15 protein-coding genes and 1 tRNA gene are annotated in these 18,831 nt (G+C 47.8%); 9 read left to right on the forward strand and 7 right to left on the reverse strand.

The genetic code is table 11. From position 1 onward, the window contains the following. Window positions 1-1,480 (forward strand): sulfatase (locus tag O3C43_10425; protein ID MDA1066908.1); only part of this gene is annotated, 1,480 nt, incomplete at its 5' end. Window positions 1,481-1,507: 27 nt separating this feature from the next. Beyond that, window positions 1,508-2,161, forward strand: coding sequence for an HAD-IA family hydrolase (locus O3C43_10430; GenBank protein ID MDA1066909.1), 654 nt, complete (start codon window positions 1,508-1,510; stop codon window positions 2,159-2,161). Window positions 2,162-2,231: 70 nt separating this feature from the next. On the opposite strand, the gene O3C43_10435 is transcribed toward O3C43_10430, so the two are convergent. From O3C43_10435 to O3C43_10445, 3 genes are all read right to left on the reverse strand, one after another. Beyond that, window positions 2,232-4,142: a hypothetical protein gene (locus tag O3C43_10435; protein ID MDA1066910.1), complete on the reverse strand. Its 1,911-nt coding sequence runs from the start codon at window positions 4,140-4,142 to the stop codon at window positions 2,232-2,234. 234 nt (window positions 4,143-4,376) lie between these two features. Then, window positions 4,377-4,634, reverse strand: coding sequence for a GIY-YIG nuclease family protein (locus tag O3C43_10440; protein ID MDA1066911.1), 258 nt, complete (start codon window positions 4,632-4,634; stop codon window positions 4,377-4,379). Between the two features lie 183 nt (window positions 4,635-4,817). Further along, window positions 4,818-4,894: transfer RNA gene (locus tag O3C43_10445), tRNA-Val, on the reverse strand. Window positions 4,895-5,247: 353 nt separating this feature from the next. Between O3C43_10445 and O3C43_10450 the strand changes: the two genes are divergently transcribed. Further along, window positions 5,248-6,921: a DNA repair protein RecN gene (locus O3C43_10450; GenBank protein MDA1066912.1), complete on the forward strand. Its 1,674-nt coding sequence runs from the start codon at window positions 5,248-5,250 to the stop codon at window positions 6,919-6,921. A 9-nt stretch (window positions 6,922-6,930) separates the two neighbouring features. Beyond that, window positions 6,931-7,623 carry a hypothetical protein gene (locus O3C43_10455; GenBank protein MDA1066913.1) on the forward strand — a complete coding sequence of 231 codons (693 nt, stop codon included), beginning with the start codon at window positions 6,931-6,933 and terminating at the stop codon, window positions 7,621-7,623. A 13-nt stretch (window positions 7,624-7,636) separates the two neighbouring features. On the opposite strand, the gene ychF is transcribed toward O3C43_10455, so the two are convergent. Next, window positions 7,637-8,740, reverse strand: a complete 1,104-nt coding sequence (gene ychF / locus O3C43_10460) for a redox-regulated ATPase YchF (GenBank protein ID MDA1066914.1) — start codon at window positions 8,738-8,740, stop codon at window positions 7,637-7,639. A gap of 154 nt (window positions 8,741-8,894) precedes the next feature. Here ychF and rpsP point away from each other — a divergent pair, with 154 nt between their 5' ends. The 5 genes from rpsP to O3C43_10485 all read left to right on the forward strand — a co-directional run bounded on the left by rpsP (window position 8,895) and on the right by O3C43_10485 (window position 13,141). Beyond that, window positions 8,895-9,431 (forward strand): 30S ribosomal protein S16, encoded by a 537-nt coding sequence (rpsP, locus tag O3C43_10465; GenBank protein MDA1066915.1) that lies wholly within the window; start codon window positions 8,895-8,897, stop codon window positions 9,429-9,431. A gap of 41 nt (window positions 9,432-9,472) precedes the next feature. Beyond that, the gene (gene trmD, locus O3C43_10470; GenBank protein MDA1066916.1) at window positions 9,473-10,180 is read left to right on the forward strand and encodes a tRNA (guanosine(37)-N1)-methyltransferase TrmD; all 708 of its coding nucleotides are present in this window, start codon (window positions 9,473-9,475) and stop codon (window positions 10,178-10,180) included. Continuing rightward, window positions 10,164-10,529 carry a 50S ribosomal protein L19 gene (rplS, locus tag O3C43_10475; GenBank protein ID MDA1066917.1) on the forward strand — a complete coding sequence of 122 codons (366 nt, stop codon included), beginning with the start codon at window positions 10,164-10,166 and terminating at the stop codon, window positions 10,527-10,529. The genes trmD and rplS overlap by 17 nt, the downstream gene beginning before the upstream one ends. A gap of 35 nt (window positions 10,530-10,564) precedes the next feature. Beyond that, window positions 10,565-11,869 (forward strand): anaerobic sulfatase maturase, encoded by a 1,305-nt coding sequence (locus O3C43_10480; protein ID MDA1066918.1) that lies wholly within the window; start codon window positions 10,565-10,567, stop codon window positions 11,867-11,869. A gap of 174 nt (window positions 11,870-12,043) precedes the next feature. Then, window positions 12,044-13,141: an alpha/beta hydrolase gene (locus O3C43_10485; protein MDA1066919.1), complete on the forward strand. Its 1,098-nt coding sequence runs from the start codon at window positions 12,044-12,046 to the stop codon at window positions 13,139-13,141. A gap of 25 nt (window positions 13,142-13,166) precedes the next feature. Here O3C43_10485 and O3C43_10490 read toward each other — a convergent pair whose 3' ends face one another. The 3 genes from O3C43_10490 to O3C43_10500 all read right to left on the reverse strand — a co-directional run bounded on the left by O3C43_10490 (window position 13,167) and on the right by O3C43_10500 (window position 18,538). Then, a complete protein-coding gene (locus O3C43_10490; protein ID MDA1066920.1) occupies window positions 13,167-14,348 on the reverse strand; it encodes a hypothetical protein in 1,182 nt (393 codons plus the stop codon). A 94-nt stretch (window positions 14,349-14,442) separates the two neighbouring features. Next, window positions 14,443-16,509 (reverse strand): elongation factor G, encoded by a 2,067-nt coding sequence (locus O3C43_10495; protein MDA1066921.1) that lies wholly within the window; start codon window positions 16,507-16,509, stop codon window positions 14,443-14,445. Between the two features lie 574 nt (window positions 16,510-17,083). After that, window positions 17,084-18,538: a hypothetical protein gene (locus tag O3C43_10500; protein ID MDA1066922.1), complete on the reverse strand. Its 1,455-nt coding sequence runs from the start codon at window positions 18,536-18,538 to the stop codon at window positions 17,084-17,086. Window positions 18,539-18,831 lie beyond the last annotated feature (293 nt).

The raw sequence follows: 18,831 nt of genomic DNA on the forward strand, positions 1-18,831 counted from the left end.
CGACCAGTCGTTTCCGCATGCCAGTGCCTATGGCAGTGACTGGGTCAATACTCCGGGATTCGACCGGGTGGCGGAGATGGGGCTGCTGTTTAACCGTGCGTACACGCCGAATGCCAAGTGTGCGCCATCCCGGTCGATTATTCTGACCGGCCGACTTTCGTGGCAACTCGAGGCAGCAGTAAATCACGTCGTCTTTTTCCCTGATAAATTTAAAACCTGGATGGAAGCTCTGGGTGATGCCGGTTATATCACCGGGTTTACCGGTAAAGGGTGGGGGCCGGGTGATCCTGGAACTCTGCATGGCAAACCACGGGAACTTACCGGGCCTTTGTATATTGGGAAAACGGAACCTGCTCCAGCAAAGGGTATCAGTAATAAAGACTACGCAGGCAATTTTGAATCGTTTCTCAATCAGCGGGATGAAAATAAACCGTTTAGCTTTTGGTATGGAGGCCATGAGCCGCATCGGCGGTATGAATATGGTTCTGGTGTAGCTAAAGGCGGAAAGTCATTGGGCGATGTGGCCCGCGTTCCCGGCTACTGGCCGGATGATGAGATCGTTCGCAACGATATGCTCGACTACGCGTTTGAGGTCGAACATTTCGACCGGCATCTGAGCAGAATGCTTCATTCGTTGGATCACCGTGGCCTGTTGGAGAACACAATTGTAATCGTGACCTCGGACAATGGTATGCCATTCCCGAGGTCAAAGGGGAACAACTACGAAATTTCCCATCACCTGCCTTTGGCCATTTCCTGGCCTGCGGGAATAAAGAATCCGGGTCGGCAGGTGAACAGCCTGGTCAGCTTTATTGATTATGCGCCGACCATACTGGAGGCGGCCGGTGTTACTACCGAAGAAATAAGTATGCAGCCAATAACGGGGAAAAGCCTGTTTCCTATATTTAAGGATGAGGTCTCTACCCCTGAAAGTTTCCGGGAGTTTCTGTTGGTTGGAAAAGAACGCCACGATGCCGGTCGACCGCATAATCAGGGATATCCTATTCGCGGTATCATCAAGGGTGATTTCCTGTTTTTACGCAACTTCGAGATTGATCGTTGGCCGTCTGGAAATCCGGAAACGGGCTACCTGAATACGGATGGGGGTGCCACCAAGACTTTGATTCTAAACCACGGTAAGAATCCGGAGACCATACACTGGTGGATGACCAATTTTGGAAAACGGGTGTCTGAAGAATTCTATAATCTGAAGCAGGATCCGGATTGTATTGTGAATCTGGCTGAGAGTGGAGACCAAACCATCAAGCGCGACATGGCTGCAAAGATGTATTCACTTCTTACCCGCCAGGGCGACCTCCGTATGTTCGGAAAAGGTCGACAATATGAAGACTATCCGTTTTCTACCCCAGCTCAGCAGAATCTCTATGAGCGCTACATGGCTGGGGAGCCAATCGAAGCCGGCTGGGTCAATCCTTCGGACTTCGCGGTGCAGCCTTCGGATCTGATAAAAAAGAACTGAGGAGCCGAGTCTCCACATTTTTCCGGGATGTCCAAGCTGCGCGCAATATTTTTCGATTTTGATGGTCTGATGCTGGACACAGAGTATGCTTGCTTTGCCGGTTGGCAGGCTGTGTTTCAGTCCCATGGGTTTGAGTACCGGTTAGAGGAGTTTCAACGAATAATAGGGACCGATGAGAATCCGAGAGCGTTGCTCGAGGAAAGAGTGGGTTGCAGTTTAGACTGGGAAAAGATTGAGCCGGAACGTCGTGAGGTGGAAACGAAGTTTGGTCTTGATATGGCAATAAAGCCAGGAGTTATGGAACTGGTCCACGATGCCAGGACCCGGGGTTGGATCTGTGCGGTGGTGTCGAGTTCACCGCACTATTGGATAAGAGGGCATCTGGAGCGATGCGAGGTGATCGAGCATTTCGATGGATTTATTTGCCGTGGGGATGCACCGAAGGCCAAGCCTGCCCCTGATCTTTATCTCGAGGCACTTCGACAATTCAACCTAACCGGTAGTGAAACTGTGGCCTTGGAGGATTCGCACAACGGATCCCTTGCAGCCAAACGCGCCGGCATTTGGTGCGTGGCCGTTCCAAACGATATTACACGTTCCATGGATTTTTCCCATTCTGATTTAATTACCGAAAAGCTGGAAGAACTCACGCTCGACTCTCTGGTCCAGCGATTTGGGTAGGGCCATTGCTTCCAGCAATGCCGTCGTATACGTACTAAGATGCCTTGTTCGGCCAAATCTGGCTTTGCCTCTACAATTTCACTTTGATTTTGGTCGCTGTAGGTTTGAGCCCGGATTTCTTAAATGCATCCGGGCGATCTTTCCCGGCTTTTACTGTGTATCTTCCATCCGAATAGACTTTCGGCAGGAAGGTGTTTCCCTGGATGCGCACAGTATAAAGGATTTCTTTAGTTTTGTCGTTCACGACTTGGACTACTGGATCGTTTTCCTCAAAGACGAGTTCGGGTAAGTAACCGTAAACTTTGCGACCGTCGTTGTCCTCTGTGCGGATGGTGATTGGCCAACCCGGATATTGGGAGGCTTTTGATTTCTTAACATCGCCGAATCGCGGCCAGCATTCAAAAGTGATCGTACGCGTCGGCTTGTGGAACCGTGCAATGCCATAACCATCTTCCAGGTTGGTCTCTCCCCCTTGTTCTGAAAGTTCTCTTGCTTCGCCCATGGAAACGAAGTCCGGGTTTGCATAGGCATGCATCGTCATTTTGTTTTGCAGACCATCCAAATAATCTCCGGTCCATTCCAGTTCATTGTCAATGGGATCACCGGAACCGGCTTCACCGTTTTCCGGCCACCACCAACGTCCATAGATGGTGTTGACAATCGCTGGATTGGTGAATCCGAATGGTCCATCGCGGAAGTTCTCAATTCCATGCTGTACCACTACCGCCAGGTGTTGGTCGCCACAAAGATGGGGTGCCCAGGCGCGTCGGATGGCTTCCAGGGCTTTGTTGCGACCGGTTTGAGGCCAGGCGTTGCTGTCCAAGTCTGCCAGAAGGCGCCCTTCGTCAGCGCTTCCGTGCAAATGTACCGCACCGGTAAACGCAGTTTGCGACAGAACCGCTTTCATTTCTGCTCCCTCCCAGTTTTGGGACCATTCATTTAGAAAGTGTAGTTGCCGGTCACCCAATAGTTTCAAGCCCGGTACATCTACATCGGCAGGATTGTAGCTATTGTCATTAATATGGTCCGGACGTGGTCCCATCGATGGGATCTTTCCTTTGGGGCCACTTTTGAATTTACGGTCTTCAAGCACCGCAAAGCTAACGCCTCCAACCTTAACGTCGGTATAATAGACGCCAATGCCTTGCGCAATAGGGGTTGGATCAAATGCGTCGGGCAGGTGCCAGGTTTCTTGCGCCTCCACCATTTTAATATATTGGTGCGGATAGTAATAGCCTCCGGAATTTCCAGCTGGGCTGTCTGCAACGATACCTCCTTCACCCCACACGTTACCCTGACCAATATCGTGATCGTCGAGAATAGTGATCGTTGGGCGGTCCCTGATGACATCGCGGAACTGCCAGCCAAATAACAGCCAGGCAAACGTGTTTTCCTGGTGGTCATAGCTTTGGTCTCCAGCAAAGAAAAGCAGGTCAGGATCTTGTGCACGCAAGTTCGCTACGATAGAAGCACGATCACCCCGGTCGTGACGGGAATTACAGGAAAGTGAACCCACGACGATTTCTTGTTTATTGATGGGGTCCTTGCGGATAAGTCCTTCGAATACGGATCCTTGGCTGTGGGAAACACGATATTCCATATCTTTCGAACCGTCCCAATTTTCCACGCGAAAGTGAGCATACCACCCGGGGTAGTTGACCTTGGTTGTTTTGGACATCTTCCACTTTCCATTCTCTTTGAATTCAAGCGAAACCTCGCGATCTTCGCCCGGTTTCAGAGGGAACAACTGGGCTGTCATTTTCAGGACTCCGTCCTGTTGAGTATAAAGGGCGAAGCATATGACTTCGTCTCGTTCCACTCTGACGAATTCATCCAAAAATCCATTGGCCTCGCGGTCCCAGATGTCTTCACGCGTTGCGTAGTCCAGCTTTTCGCCCCGTTCGCCAGGGAACGCAGATTGTGCAGAGGCACTGGTCCAAGAGAGCAGGACGCCAAGAAACAGGAAAAAGTAGTTCTTCATAGAGTTCTATTCAGTAATCAGAGTATTCGGGTATTCAATGATCCTATTGCCTACAGGATGCATCGCTTCGTCTGCAATGGTTAATTGAAAGACAGTGAAGGATGCCCACCTTTGCTTTGCTACGTCACACTGCTTTCTTCAGTTCTCATCTTCCGGAGTGTACGCAGAAAGACCTTAGAATGATAGTTGGTTGCCAGGGTATTTGGCACTATTGAGACCTGTTTTATCCTGTGATTAAAAATGCCTTCGTGCAAATTCACGGCCAGATCCTGATTTAAGATAAGATTCAAATGCATGCGCTTTGTTTTTACTTCGAAATCTAACAGCCGTTTCGATTAACCAGGGACGGAACTTTGAAGTATGAGAAACCTCACCGTTATTGTGCTTTTTCAGTCTCGCGTTGAGGTCAGTTGTGAATCCGGAATAGTGTCGGTCTTTGTCAGACTCACTGACCAGTATGTAGACGTAGTAAAATTGAGGATCTAATGGCATTTCGAGCCAAAGCATTAATTTTGAGCTCGATTGTGTCCAGTTTTTGATAAAATCAAGAGTCCGCAAAATGGCTTGCCAAGCCGTAGTCTTGGAGAGGTGAGTTGATAGCGGGAAAGTCCGCCTTCGCCATGAATGGGCTACGGCGTGACATCCTCCGCATAGCGCTCCGCTCCAAGCGAAGGATGGTGGGAGATGGCAGATTCGAACTGCCGACCCCTTGCGTGTCATGCAAGTGCTCTAACCAACTGAGCTAATCCCCCGGATTCAGTAAGGGGTATGAAGGAAAAGAAGAATGCGGTGTTGGCAAGTTAAAATGGAGGTCATTCTTTCATTGAATCAGTAAGTTAAAAAGTCCTGCTGGCAGATTGGTTCGCCAGTGCTGGGTCCTTCGGACTCAGTTTTGCGAAGTGCCCATATCCGTTGTGTTCCGTCAAACTGCCGACCCCTTGCGTGTCATGCTAGGGCTCTAACCAACCGAGCTAATCCCTCTCAGAAAATGGATATGAAGACATGGCAGAAAAGGAGCTTAAAAGTCAAAAGCAGGATACTTGTTCTATGTGTAATAAATACTTGGATTCTTCGGGCGTTTTCCTAAAGCTGGCGCTCACCTAAAATGATTCAATACCTTCATATTCAAAACTTGGCTTTAATGACTGAGACTTCTCTGGATTTGGAGGCTGGATTTACTGTGGTGACGGGTGAGACGGGTGCCGGAAAATCGATCCTGCTTGGAGCACTGAGCATGTTAGCTGGAAATCGTGTAGATAAGACCGTTATCCGTCAGGGTGAATCGGCTTGTGAGGTTGAAGCTGCTCTTGTTTTTCCAAGCTCTGATAAGATAAACACCTTTCTCGAAGACAATGGCCTTCCTCCATGCGAAGAAAATGTGTTGCTTCTGCGACGCTCGATTAGTCGAACGAAGATGGGAAAGGTATTTATCAACGGGAAACTTTGCACGCTTTCACTATTGTCGAAGTTAGGTACGTTCTGGATCGATTTTCATGGTCCGGGTGAGCCGCAGAAACTCTTTGATTGGCAAAACCAGCTTGAGTTACTCGATAGTTATGCGGGGTCGGTTATGGAAGTAGCCGTTTACCAGGAACTTTTTTCAGAATGGAAATCCCTGCTTCGGCAAAAGGAGGAAATCCAGAATCAATCGCAGCTTTCTGAAGATGAATTGGCCTATTACCAAAGCCAGATGGAGCAGATCGATGCGGTCGACATTATTTCAGAGGCGGCTATTGAGGCTTTGGAAAGTGACTATAATGTTGCCAGTCAAACGGCTGATCTGGCGCAACATCTTTTACAGGTCGAAGAAGGTCTGAGCGGAGATGATGGAGTTATTTCCAAACTAGGCAGATTGGTGTTAACTTCCCGGCAAATTTCGGAAATCGACAAACGCACTGCTGAACTGACCGTTCGCTTGAACCAGGCAGTGGTTGAGTTGGACGATATCAATAGTGAGTTTTTTCAAATACGTCGTAAGACGGACTTTGACGAAGTTGAAATCGCCGCCTTTCAAAGGCGGATGGAAAAGTGGTTGGATGTAAAACGAAAATTCGGTCCGTCGGTTAAGCAGGTTATAGAAAACCGTGAGCGCCTTTCTTTGCGCATTGAAATGCAAGCGGACATTGAAGGCACGCTCGGGAAACTAGACAATTTGATTAAACGCAAGGAAGCAGAGCTGCTCGAAGCCGGAACTAATCTACGTGCGAAGCGTGAGAAGGCTGCCACTAATCTCGCTAAAGAAACGGCATCTTTACTTGATTCCCTTGGGTTTAAGAAAGCACGCTTTGACGTAATAGTTTATGCCGAAAATGCTTTTCGCGAACATGGCAACTCCCGCTGCGAATATGTATTTTCAGCTAACCCTGGGCAGGAGCCTTTACCGCTTAACAAAATTGCTTCCAGTGGTGAAATTGCCCGGGTGATGTTGGGGCTGAAAACCATTTTGGCCAAGCTCGATGATACTCCTGTGTTGGTGTTCGACGAAGTAGATGCGAATGTAGGAGGCGAGATTGGGACTGTAGTGGGAGATCGTTTGGCTGCTCTATCAGATGAGCACCAGGTATTTTGTGTGACCCACCTGCCCCAAGTGGCGGCCAAGGGGAAACAGCATTTTCTGGTTGATAAAATTCAAACCGACGATGATACGAAAGTATCTATCGAACCAATACACGAAAACGAAGCCGCTCGGTTGGATGAGTTGGCTCGAATGTTGGGTAGTCGACGTTCAAAAGTTGCTCAAACACATGCAAGAGAGTTGCTTGGCCTTCCCTCACTATAACCAGTTTATATGAAAACTAATATGATGATTCGAATTCTTTGCCTTCTTCTTTGTTTTTCTTTCCTCAATTCTCTATCTGCCCAAAGGGGTGGTGGACTTCCCAAGCATATTGTAAAGCCGAACACCAGCGACCTGGTTAAGCTCAATGTCTACGCTGACAATTGGTTTATGTTGTATATCAATGGTAAACTGGTCGCTACAGATTCTATTGAATTCATGCCTCACAACATCATTTCAGTCGATGTGCTTCCTGAATTTCCGATGACGGTTGCTGTCATGGCTCGAGACAATGCCGACGCCATTACCGGTAAAGAGTACGAGCATGTTCAAATTGGGGACGGAGGATTTATTTTAAAATTGGGCGATGACGTGGTCAGTAACTCTAGCTGGAAGGCGAAATGCTTTTTCTTTGGTCCGATGGAGGGTGAAAAAGAAGTCGTGAAACATATCCCGATTCCGGAAGACTGGTTTGAGGTTGAATTCGATGACAGTGATTGGGCGTCCGCGACTGAATTTGAAGAAGCGATTGTGCGCCCGCCACAACCCTTTCGCGAATACGACTTTGAAGGTGCCAAGTTTATTTGGACAAATGATCTCGATCTTCACAACACCGTCATTTTCAGAGCAAAGATCGAGAAGCCCGGTTGGAAGGCTCGTTGGAACACTGGCACGCCGGCAAGGCGGGTAGAGGATATAAAGTAGAGTCCTCCAAGATTCAGGTGTTGAACCTGAAGAGAGTCACATCTCCATCTTTGAATACGTATTCTTTCCCTTCCAGGCGGTAGCGTCCGGCTTCCCGTGCGGCTGCAGTACTTCCCGCTGCAACAAGATCCTCGTAGGAAACCACCTCAGCTTTGATGAAGCCTTTTTCGAAATCGGTGTGGATCGCAGCGGCAGCCTGAGGGGCTTTGGTATTCTGGGTAATGGTCCAGGCCCGAACTTCCTGTACTCCTGCGGTAAAGTAAGTCATCAGTCCCAATAAATCGTACGCTGCCCGAATCAGGCTGGAGACACCCGAATCGGTCACGCCAAAATCGGCTAGAAATTCTTTGCCTTCCTCCTCACTTAAATCAATCAGTTCGGACTCCAGACGTGCACTGATACTCACACACTCTGCCCCATGGTGATCGGCTGCGTATTTCTTAACCTGGGTAACGTAAGGATTCGCTTCCGGATCCAGCAAGTCATTCTCAGCCACGTTTGCTGCGAAAAGGGTTGGTTTGGAAGACAAGAGGAAAAGTTGTTTCAAAAGCACTTTTTCCTCATCTGTCATTGGCAACGTTAGCGCAGGTTTTCCATCATTTAAGTGGGGAAGAAGTCTCTCGATCAGATCGACTTCGGCTTTGGCTTCTTTATCCCCTCCCCGGGCCATCTTTAAGGATTTGTGGTGTTTCTTTTCAGCGGATGCCATGTCCGCCAAAATGAGTTCGGCATTGATAATCTCAATATCCCGGATCGGATCCACGCCTCCCATGGTATGAATGATGTCGTCGTCATCAAAACAGCGGACGACCTGAATGATGGCGTCACATTCCCGGATATTGGCGAGAAATTGATTTCCCAAACCCTCGCCTTCGCTGGCTCCTTTTACCAAACCGGCGATATCTTTAAATTCAATCGCCGCGGGTATAATGACATTGGTGTTGGCAATTTTGGAGAGCACCTCCAAGCGGGCATCGGGTACTTGGACTACTCCTACGTTGGGCTCAATAGTACAGAAGGGGTAGTTGGCCGATTCAGCCTTCCGCGTTCGAGTAACCGCGTTAAAGAGTGTGGATTTTCCCACATTGGGTAGGCCAACGATTCCTGCTTGAAGCATGTTTTTCGGTGTTAAATGGTGAAAATGTGTCGAAAATGAAGCGGAACAGCTAGAAAGGGCACCTAGCCAAAGACAATAGCAAAGTTGTATTGACAAGCATTCGCGCTCGCATTGTTTTCTTTCTCCTTTTCCTAAAACCTATTTCTGAAAACACATGGCACTTCGCATAAAACTAGCCCGTGGCGGTTCAGCCCACAACCCAGTCTACCGTATTGTGGTAGGGGAAGCTCGCGTAAAGCGTGATGGCAATTTTGTAGAGTGGATTGGTACCTATTCTCCTAAAGCGGCCCGCGGTCGGTTGAAAATCAACCTGGATCGTGCCGATTACTGGATGGGTGTTGGTGCAAAACCAACGGATACCGTTCGCTCTCTCATCAACAAAGCTCGTCGCGAGCCTGCTGTCGAAGAAGTTGCAGCACCTGCTCCGGTTGTTAAAGCGGCAGCACCTGTCGCTGTTGTTGAAGAAGCAGCACCGGTTGCCGTCGAAGAAGCTCCCGTAGTTGAAGAGGCGGTTGTGGAAGAAACACCGATAGTTGAAGAAGTTCCCGCTGCTGAAGAAGTGGCTACTCCCTTTGAGGCCGAAGCGTCTGCTGAAGAAGCGGTTGTTGAAGAGGCTCCTGAAAAGGCTACCGAGGCTGCTGCTGCTGAGGAAGAAACTCCTGCTGCAGAGGAAGAAAAGAAGGACGCTTAGGCTGTCCTGATTAAATCAACTCGCCGAATCCACGGCATCATATGGAAACCGCGCTCGCCATTGATCTATTGACGCTGTTTCCTGGAATGGCCACTGGCTATCTCGAGGAAAGCATGCTTGGTCGGGCCATCAAACACGGACTCCTTTCGGTAAACGTCCGAGACATTCGTGACTGGGCCAAAGGAAAGCATAAAATAACCGATGACCGGCCCTTCGGTGGAGGTGCCGGTATGGTCATGAAACCCGAGCCCTTGTTTGCCGCCATCGAAAGTGTGAAGCGAGAAAAATCCACGGTGATTTACATGGCACCCGATGGTGAAAAGCTCACCCAAGCCTTGGCAAAAGAGCTGAGCACCGAAAAACACATCGTTTTGCTAAGTGGCCACTATGAAGGAATTGATCAACGCGTACGTGATTGCCTGATCGATCGTGAGGTCAGTATCGGTGACTACATACTCACAAATGGGACCATTGCTGCCTGTGTTGTGATCGACGCTTTAGCCCGATATATACCGGGTTTTTTGGGTGAAGAAAAATCATTGACGCAAGATTCCTTCACAGCCAGTCTCCTCACCTTTCCCCAATTTACGCGCCCTGCGGAGTTCCGCGGAATGCAAATTCCAGAGGTACTTCTCTCTGGAAACCACGCGGAAATTGACGCTTGGCGACTTGCCCAGCGAAAAGAAAATACCAAGTCCAAAAGGCCAGATATAATTTCTAAAGATCCGAATCATGAACCTAATAATTAACGAACTTACTAAAGACGCTATTCGCACCGACCTGGTTGATTTCAAGGTTGGCGATGGAGTGCGCGTGCACCTAAAGATCCAGGAAGCTGGAAAAGAGCGTATTCAGGTTTTTGCCGGAATCGTTATTGCCCGCAAGGGAAGTGGTGTACACGAAACCTTCACGGTTCGTCGTATTTCTTTTGGCGAAGGTGTTGAAAAAGTTTTTCCCGTGAATGCACCAACGATTGATAAGATCGAGGTAGACCGTGAGAGTATCACACGTCGTGCCCGTTTGTATTATATTCGTGACCGTATAGGTAAAGAAGCGACTAAAGTGAAGGAGCGTCGTCTCCTTGAACGTCGCAATTAATCGATTGCCAAGCAATTTATTTAAAGCCAGTTCACTTGAACTGGCTTTTTTGTGTTTCCAAATTAGCGGGATGGCGATTGTATTTCTATTTTATGGGATGCGCCTCCGTTCAGTCCAAAGCACCGTTTCATGTCATGACCAAGCCCATTGGGCCATTGTGTAATCTTGACTGTACCTACTGTTTCTATCTGGAAAAGGAAGCGCTGTTTAAGAAAGGCGATTCAAGAAGAATGCAGCCCGACGTATTGGAAACCTATATACGTGATTACATTGAATCCCAACCCAATGACTTTGTCTCATTTGCCTGGCAGGGTGGGGAACCCACTTTACTGGGTGTCGACTATTTCCGAAAGGCTGTTGAATTTCAGAAGAAATATGCCAACGGCAAAAAGATAGAAAATGCGTTTCAGACAAATGGAACGTTAATTGACGACGAATGGTGCGAGTTTTTTAAGCAGAATGATTTTCTGATCGGATTAAGTATCGACGGACCACGTGCGCTCCATGATGCCTATCGCATTGATAAGCGTCGCAAGCCCACCTTTGACCTGGTCATGAGAGGCATCAAGTTTTTGCAAAAGCACAGCGTGCGTTTTAATACACTGACTTGTGTAAACCGAAAGAATATGAAGTCGGGAAAGGAAGTGTATAAATTCCTTAAGTCGATTGGTTCTGACTTTATGCAGTTCATTCCGATTGTAGAGCGCAAACCAGGCAAGGAGGAAGAGCAGATTGGTTTCTGGCTGGCAGAGCCACCGTCCGATACTATGGAGGAAGAAGATGATCTTCCAGTTACTGCTTGGAGTGTACGACCTCAATACTATGGTCAGTTTCTTTGCGATATCTTTGACGAATGGATCCAGGCAGATGTTGGAAAAATCTACGTCCAGATGTTCGATACCGTGTTAGGCAAATGGTTGGGTGTTCCAGGTGGGCTATGCATATTTAGTGAAACCTGTGGCTCGGCCATGGCGATCGAGCATACTGGAGATGTCTACTCCTGCGACCATTATGTATACGGCAAACATAAGGTCGGCAATATCATGGAGCAGTCCCTGGGTGAAATAGTGGAATCCCCGCAGCAGAAAAAATTTGGAAACGATAAGCGCGATTCACTCCCGAAGATGTGTCAGGAGTGTGAGTTTAAATTCGCCTGCAACGGTGGTTGTCCGAAACAGCGCTTTATGAAAACTCCTGCTGGTGATCCTGGGTTAAACTACCTGTGCCAGGGATATATGATGTTTTATAAACATAGCCAAGCTGCCATGCTTGCTATGGCTCAGTTGTATCGCATGGGGAGACCTCCTGCGGAAATCATGAGTGCGCGATCCAGAAAATGAGACTGTGTGCCGCGGTGGTTTGAGCCAATGATCTGCCATCCGGTTTTTTTTGGTCTGGTAGCAGTTGGATAGAGTTATTCAAGTCGGTTCAGAGAGTAAGCGTAAGGGGAAAGCTGCGTCCATTTTATTATGGCTTCAGGCTCCTTTTTCGGGTTTCCATTTAAGCGTCCTCCCATGAAAAATGATTTTCGAAATATGCCGCCTTCAGAGAAGGCCAGAATGATCAAGCGGCGGATCAAACCCATTCTTGTGGTTGGTTCTCTGGCGTTTGTGTTTTGGTTCCTTGTAGCCGTATTAAAGGAAAAGCAAGATGGTGCTACGACGGATCAACTTGTCACAAACTCAGAAACTTCTCTGCGTTTGCGATCTCAGGTCCGGCAATGGTTTCGTAAAACGTTTCCGGAGTCGGCAGCCCGCTCGGATGAAAAATTCGGGTTTTTCGAAATGGAGCGAGAAGAGCAGCCCATTACCCATTCTAGTTGGGTAGTACTGGCGCATGGCCTCGATGAACCTGGCAATCTTTGGGCTGATCTTGGTCCTGCGTTGGCAGAGAATGGATTTAATGTGCTCGAGTTCCGCTATCCGAATGATCAACCGGTCCATCAGTCATCCCTGTTTTTAGCCGAGCAACTTGCGGGTTTGATCGAATCGGAGCCCTCAATCGATGGATTACACCTTATTGGTCATTCCATGGGAGGATTGGTGCTGCGCAATTTCATTACCCATCCTAATATGCTGCCTCAAGCTGCATGGAAGGAAAAAGTACCCGTCAAAACCTTGATTCAATTGGGCACTCCCAATCATGGTTCCTGGTTGGCGACTTATCGATTGCCTGTTGAGCTACGCGATCATTTGTTTAAAGATTATGGTATGGATGCCATACTTGGAATGATTTGGGATGGTGCTGGAGAAGCGCAGATTGATCTAAAGCCCGAGAGTAGTTTTCTAAAGCAACTAAATGAGAGGCCCTTCCCTAAAGACATTTATTGGGTTGGTGTCGCAGGGACCGGTAGTCCGGTCGGGCTTCCCAAAGTCCAAGGCTGGGCCGATTCCCTTAACATTCCCCTGAATGAATCGATTGAAAACATTCAGGCCACATTCCCAGAGCTATTCAAAGGTTCTGGCGATGGAGTGGTCTCTATTGATTCCCTGCGGTGCGAGGAGATGAACGAAGTCTTTTTGGTCGATGCTCACCATCGTGATATGGTTCGAAATCCGAAAGTAGACGAACCTCCCGCTATTCCGATTGTGATAGAAGTGCTGCGCAGATAAAACCTCAGCCTTTCAGTTCGGCCTCTTAGTATTTTGAGGTGGTTGCTTCTTCAACGTCAGTTTGAACAAATTGAGTAATGGTGTCTTGTACAAGTTGCTCCCATTTTTCTGCATCGTAACTGTCTTGGGATTCTATTTCTGAAGCGTGTGAGAAATGAATTTCGTAGAGTTTCTGGTCTTGATAATCGGCTTTGATTTGAAATGTGTCATGGCTTGCAAAGACGACCTTCCAGGAATCACGGACCGCCTTCCAATAATGCTTGGTCTTGTTCCAAGATTCTTGCGCAGCGCTTAAATCCGGATCCGTGATTCGCTCGTATCGGTCGAGCCCGACCTCTTGTGCCACGTAGAAGTAGGTGTTATCCGATTTCATGGATTTTCGATTATGCTGCTCGTGTATCCATCCATTGGGCACAATCGTGATCCTGTGTTCTCCTTCCAGGATGTTGTAATCGCTTCGTACCGAATACTCCCTTCTTGGAAGCGGCCTCAGTGAAGTTTCACTCGCCCAGGCGGAATACATTTGGCCGTGCTTCCAACGACCGACCACTTCGTAACGGGGCGAATCGTCAACCTGGAATACTGCTTGTGACCACGTTCCTTTCACTGCTGCTTCATCGAGTCGTTTCCGTTCCCAGGTGTTGTCGCCACTATAAACGTGGAGGTCGGTGTCTTGATAGGTCCAATCCTGCCGCCAGTGTTTCATGACCATCGGTCCCATGATATCGCCGGTCTCATTTTCGAAATACATTACCAACGTGTGTTGTAGGCTTATATATGTATGGGTGTCTTCAATTACGGACACGTGCTCCGTTCCCCAGGAAAAATAGGGTTTAGGCGGTGAGTAATCCTTTGTAAATCCGGCTGTCTCGACGAACTGAAAACTCGTCCGGTAATTACCTTCCATGGCCAGGATGGCAAAACGATCGCGTTCAAATGTGGTTAAACCTTTTTCCTGCAGGAGGTCCCATCTTTTATCGGCTTCCTTGGCCAAGGTAACAGTGCTGCCTTTGGAGCTACCACCTCGAGAAACCATCTTTTCTGGCTCAAGAAAAGGCCATGCGAAGGCCAGTGGTTTCGCTTCGGTCTCGCCGGTGTCAACCCGGTCCGGTGGTTGGTCCAAGGTTTGACAACCTGTGAAAAACACGCCTGAAGCGAAAATGAAAATACTCTTTCGAAAGAGAAAGGCTTTCACTATTTTATTCATTGGTTTCTGGATATAAAATGGAGTTTCGCCTGGGAGCAAACAGTAACCACTCCCGAGAATATTCCAAATGACAAATCGTTCGGACGATCTCAGCTCATTTTGAGTTGGCGGAGGCTAAAATCTTTGCCTCAACTTCGGGTGGGGCGTACTCGTAGTGATCAAATATCTCAGTGTGAATGCCACTGCCGCCTGTGATAGAGCGCAATTTTGTAGCATAACGATAGAGTTCCATTTCGGGAACAAGCGCATGGATCACCTTGTATTTTTCATCCATATCCACTCCTTGTATACGACCGCGAATGCTTGAGATGTCGCCCATTACGTCGCCTAGGTAAGTGTCAGGGACCCGGATCTCCAGTTTAATGATTGGTTCAAGCAGGCATGGATTGGCGGCATTGAATGCTTCTCTGAAAGCACCTCTTCCTGCAATCTGAAAGGCGATATCCTTTGAATCGACCGAGTGCATTTTGCCGTCGTAGAAATCGATCGCTATGTCAGTGACATGGTGACCCGCAAGTATGCCTTCAGAAGCAGCTGTTCTGACTCCTTTTTCCACGGAGGGAACAAATACGCGATCCACGTTTTGCCCTACGAGGGAATCTTTGAAGTCGATTCCACTGTTCCGCTCGCCTGGTTCTATTCGCATCCAGACCTCGGCAAATTGCCCGGCTCCTCCCGATTGTTTTTTATGGCGAAATTTTGATTCCGCCGGTTTGCGGATGGTTTCCCTGAATGCGATTCTTGGTTGGGCCAGAGTTATTTCTACATTAAACCGATTCCTTAACCGTCCTCGAATGATGTCAAGGTGGAGGTCGCCTTGCCCGCTCAAGACAAGCTCCTTGGTTTCTTGATTGTGCTCAAAAATAAAAGTGGGGTCTTCTTCATGAAGGGTGGACAATCCTACGGACAACTTTTCCTCATCTCCAGGATTCCGTACCACCAGGGTGGCGCGAATATTGGGCTTCGGGTAAACAACCTTGGGAAGTTTTACTTTTCGATTGAGGCTTGTAAGTGTATTGCCGGTGTGTGTGTCACGGAGTTTTGCCATTACTCCAATGTCTCCGGCCCGAATTTCAGTCACTGGCGTCCTGTTGTGACCCTGGAGGGAAAAGATCTGGCCGATTTTTTCTAAGCGGTTTCTGTTAGGGTTAAATAGCTCTATTCCCGGCTTAATGTTTCCCGAATACATGCGGCAAAACGAGAGCTCCCCGACGTGGGGTTCGCTAATGGTTTTCCAAATATAACAGGCGGGATCTATATCATCGAGATGGATCGTTGCGTCAGGATTCCCGTTATCCTCAACGGAAACTCGTTTTCGATCCAGCGGTGAGCTTCCGTACTTCGCGATGGTTTCCATGAGTCGGGAGACACCAATGTCTTTCTGTGCGGAAGTGGCAAAAGCTGGTATAAATAGGCTTCTTTGAATGGCTTTGTGAATCCCGGATCTGAGTTCTTGTTCGCTGAGGTTTCCCGCTTCAAAAAAATGCTCAAGCAGCGTATCATCGGCCTCGGCTACATATTCTATGAGTTTGGCGTGCAGCTCCTGGACGCGAATATTCCATTCTCCTTCGGCCGGAGTTTCCGTGTAGGTTCCGGAACCGTCCTCTTTGTAGTCAAGTTCTTCGTTTCGAAGGACATCAAGCAGGCGGTGGAAGCTTTTCCCTGGATCGATTGGGATCGTCATTGGAAATACATTATCCCCGTAGCGATTCTGAATATTCACAAGGACTTGATCGAAGTTTACGTTCTCTTTGTCGCAACCGTTAATCACAAACATTTTTGGTATGTCATAGCTCGTAGCGTATTCCCATACCTGGTCTGTCCCCAACTGCGGTCCATGCAAGGCGTCCACCACAATAAGAGCAAAATCCCCCACCCGTAAGGCGCCTAATCCTTCGCTGATAAAATCAAAGTAACCGGGCGTATCTATGATGTTAAACTTTTTGCCTTGCCAAGTACAATGAAGCAGCGATGCATGCACAGACATTTGTCGCTCGATTTCACTCGGATGATAGTCGCTGATTGTGCTGCCGGCTTCTATGGTTCCCATTCTGTTGATGATGCCCGCGCTCGCGAGCATCGCCTCTGACAAGATGGTTTTCCCCGCGCCCTGATGCCCCACCAGAGCGAAGTTCCTAATGTGTTCGGCTGAGTAACTCATAGTGTTTCATGGGTTGGTAATTCACTGAATATTTTCCTAATACCCCGGTCAAAGGAGAAGACCTCACAGATTACACCGGTAGACGTAATTTGCCAAGAAGTTTGAATAAAAAAACCCGATTTTTTTGCGAACGAAAATTGGCGGATATAATTTCCAGGAATGGAGGAGATCTAGGCTTTTTAGGCCACTCGCTGATCTGAGATAATGGAGTCAGAACAATGTCTGGTTTATAAGTCTTTGCTGCGATCGTTTGTTTCACGCATCCAGAGAGACCCTTATCAGCCCGGCATTCCTGGCTGCCCAAGTATCGATGAGCATGTCGTTTCCGACGAAAAGTGCGTCCTTGGGGTTCATCTCAACCGCCGCCGCCTTTTGGAATGTATAAAGACCAGTTCAATTGATGATTTATCGGGTCGTTCTTTATAACGATACCCAAATTCAATGGTAAACTTTCAATATTCTCGTGGCCTCGGGAATTCCAGGCATTGGAAAACAAGGTTAACCAGTGCATTCAAACCGTATCGCGATGCATCTTGTAGGCGAAGCTAATATCTCCCGTTCCGGATCCAAGTGTTTAGGTACGAAGCAGGTTGAAGTACCGCGGATTGAGGAAAGATTTAAGCACTTCAGTCGTATCCAGAAAATCTGGAGCCGCCGCAGGTGCATTCAGGATGTTTTGGTAAATGGCTATTAGGGTTTTCCCGTATGTCTTTGTATTAAAACTCCGCTGGATAGAGACGCGGTTGTCTTCCATTTGCTTAGGAGACAATAGACGGTCGAGTTTCTCTGGTGCGAAGTCTAACTTTAAGGATTTATTTTGGTTTACCATTTCAATGACCGTTTTTTGCATGGATTGATTAAGGCGACCGAAATCGACAAGATCCTCTTGAGTTATATTGTCCATAGCTTCATCGGTCATCGGCTTCTGGAAAACCTGGCGATAGTTTTGGTAGTGTCGAACCAGGGCCTGATGGACCGTTTTTCTCAAGTAGTTCTCCCCAATCCATGAAATCGGGACATCAAGTCGCGGATAAAGTCCTTCGAACCGAATACCCTGATCAGTAAATGTGCTGGTGATGTCCGGAAGATCACGCCCGACCAGTTGCGCATCGGCTAAATACGGTTCCAGATAAGTATTTGCAAACCCATCGCCCATATTAGTAGTAACAACGGCATAGGCTTTGTTTATGAGTGCATGGAGGCTATGTTGTTCGCCGAGTCCGAATTGTGTAGGGATTCCAAGGTTTTTCGCAATCGCTTCCCATTCGTTGTAAATTGACAAGGTACTTGCTTCGGCGGGTGCCATCGTTGATCCAAATACTTCTTCTTTCGAGGCCGCGGCTGACCACAGTATAAACTCCCCTATGTTAGTTCTACGTCCACATTGTGTCGGGCATAGGTACAATTTTTTGTCCTTCAGAATGGGGGAATCCATGCCAACCGTCCTATCTTCCGGGTAGTTAACTGGATTTATGAGTAGGTTATTATGTCGATCCTCGATACCCGCAGCTTTAAAGTAATTGCGATGGCGTTCGTTGCAAAATGCATAGCCGATGTGTTCACCCATCGGGTACAGGGTCTGGTTAAGGTTTTCTATATTCCTGCTGGCGAGTTCCTCCCGAAGGGATTTGTAATTCGCAGGCCGTCCATCTTCGGCGAAGTCATGCAAATGCAAAAGTAGCTTCTGTTTTTCGCCAGCCCATTGTGAGACAACAGCTGGGATCACCAAATTCTCCCCTAAGCTGTGGTTGTGGACATGCCACAGGTCGGGTAAGGAACCCCATTCATTCTTACATCTTGTTTCAAGGGCTTTTTTCAAGTCTTCTGCCCGGGGTTGACTTAATGACTTTTTAGATGCCAATTCTGGAATCAATCTGACATTGGCAAATGGGTACGCTAGAATATTTGCTTGTTTCGAGCAAAAAACAAGTGATTCGATTCCAGCCAAATTCAGGGCGCGAACCGTATTTTCGATGACTCGAGTAATGCGGCCAGGCTTGAGGTGGTTATGGAGAATTGCTACGCGCACGAAAAGGCCAGTTGGAATAGATGAGGTTAGATTTTATTATAATGAATACGCCAATTTAGTGGGTTCGTTTAGATAATAGGTCATTGGAAGTAGAGGCTAAAAATAATCTCCAAATAAGAATAGGAGGGCTACTAACCTCTTTGACAAAAATGCATAGTATTCATTCTTGGGAGAGCCCATGCGATTCAAAACGTGATTTCTCAATAAGGGTACTAAACCGTTTGGTTGATCTTGACCTAAAAAGCTTCGTTGAGGAAATTGGCTTTGGTTCTTAGGCATATCCTATTGCCAAT

The sequence above is a fragment of the Verrucomicrobiota bacterium genome (assembly GCA_027622555.1).
Lineage (GTDB): Bacteria > Verrucomicrobiota > Verrucomicrobiia > Opitutales > UBA2995 > UBA2995.

What these genes read in the sequence shown, in the direction of transcription:
- O3C43_10450 (MDA1066912.1), top strand. Translation starts at nt 5,248, where the DNA reads ATGATTCAATACCTTCATATTCAAAACTTGGCTTTAATGACTGAGACT.
- ychF (MDA1066914.1), bottom strand. Translation starts at nt 8,740, where the DNA reads ATGCTTCAAGCAGGAATCGTTGGCCTACCCAATGTGGGAAAATCCACA.
- trmD (MDA1066916.1), top strand. Translation starts at nt 9,473, where the DNA reads ATGGAAACCGCGCTCGCCATTGATCTATTGACGCTGTTTCCTGGAATG.
- O3C43_10490 (MDA1066920.1), bottom strand. Translation starts at nt 14,348, where the DNA reads ATGAATAAAATAGTGAAAGCCTTTCTCTTTCGAAAGAGTATTTTCATT.
- O3C43_10435 (MDA1066910.1), bottom strand. Translation starts at nt 4,142, where the DNA reads ATGAAGAACTACTTTTTCCTGTTTCTTGGCGTCCTGCTCTCTTGGACC.
- O3C43_10495 (MDA1066921.1), bottom strand. Translation starts at nt 16,509, where the DNA reads ATGAGTTACTCAGCCGAACACATTAGGAACTTCGCTCTGGTGGGGCAT.
- rpsP (MDA1066915.1), top strand. Translation starts at nt 8,895, where the DNA reads ATGGCACTTCGCATAAAACTAGCCCGTGGCGGTTCAGCCCACAACCCA.
- O3C43_10430 (MDA1066909.1), top strand. Translation starts at nt 1,508, where the DNA reads ATGTCCAAGCTGCGCGCAATATTTTTCGATTTTGATGGTCTGATGCTG.
- rplS (MDA1066917.1), top strand. Translation starts at nt 10,164, where the DNA reads ATGAACCTAATAATTAACGAACTTACTAAAGACGCTATTCGCACCGAC.
- O3C43_10485 (MDA1066919.1), top strand. Translation starts at nt 12,044, where the DNA reads ATGAAAAATGATTTTCGAAATATGCCGCCTTCAGAGAAGGCCAGAATG.
- O3C43_10440 (MDA1066911.1), bottom strand. Translation starts at nt 4,634, where the DNA reads ATGCCATTAGATCCTCAATTTTACTACGTCTACATACTGGTCAGTGAG.
- O3C43_10455 (MDA1066913.1), top strand. Translation starts at nt 6,931, where the DNA reads ATGAAAACTAATATGATGATTCGAATTCTTTGCCTTCTTCTTTGTTTT.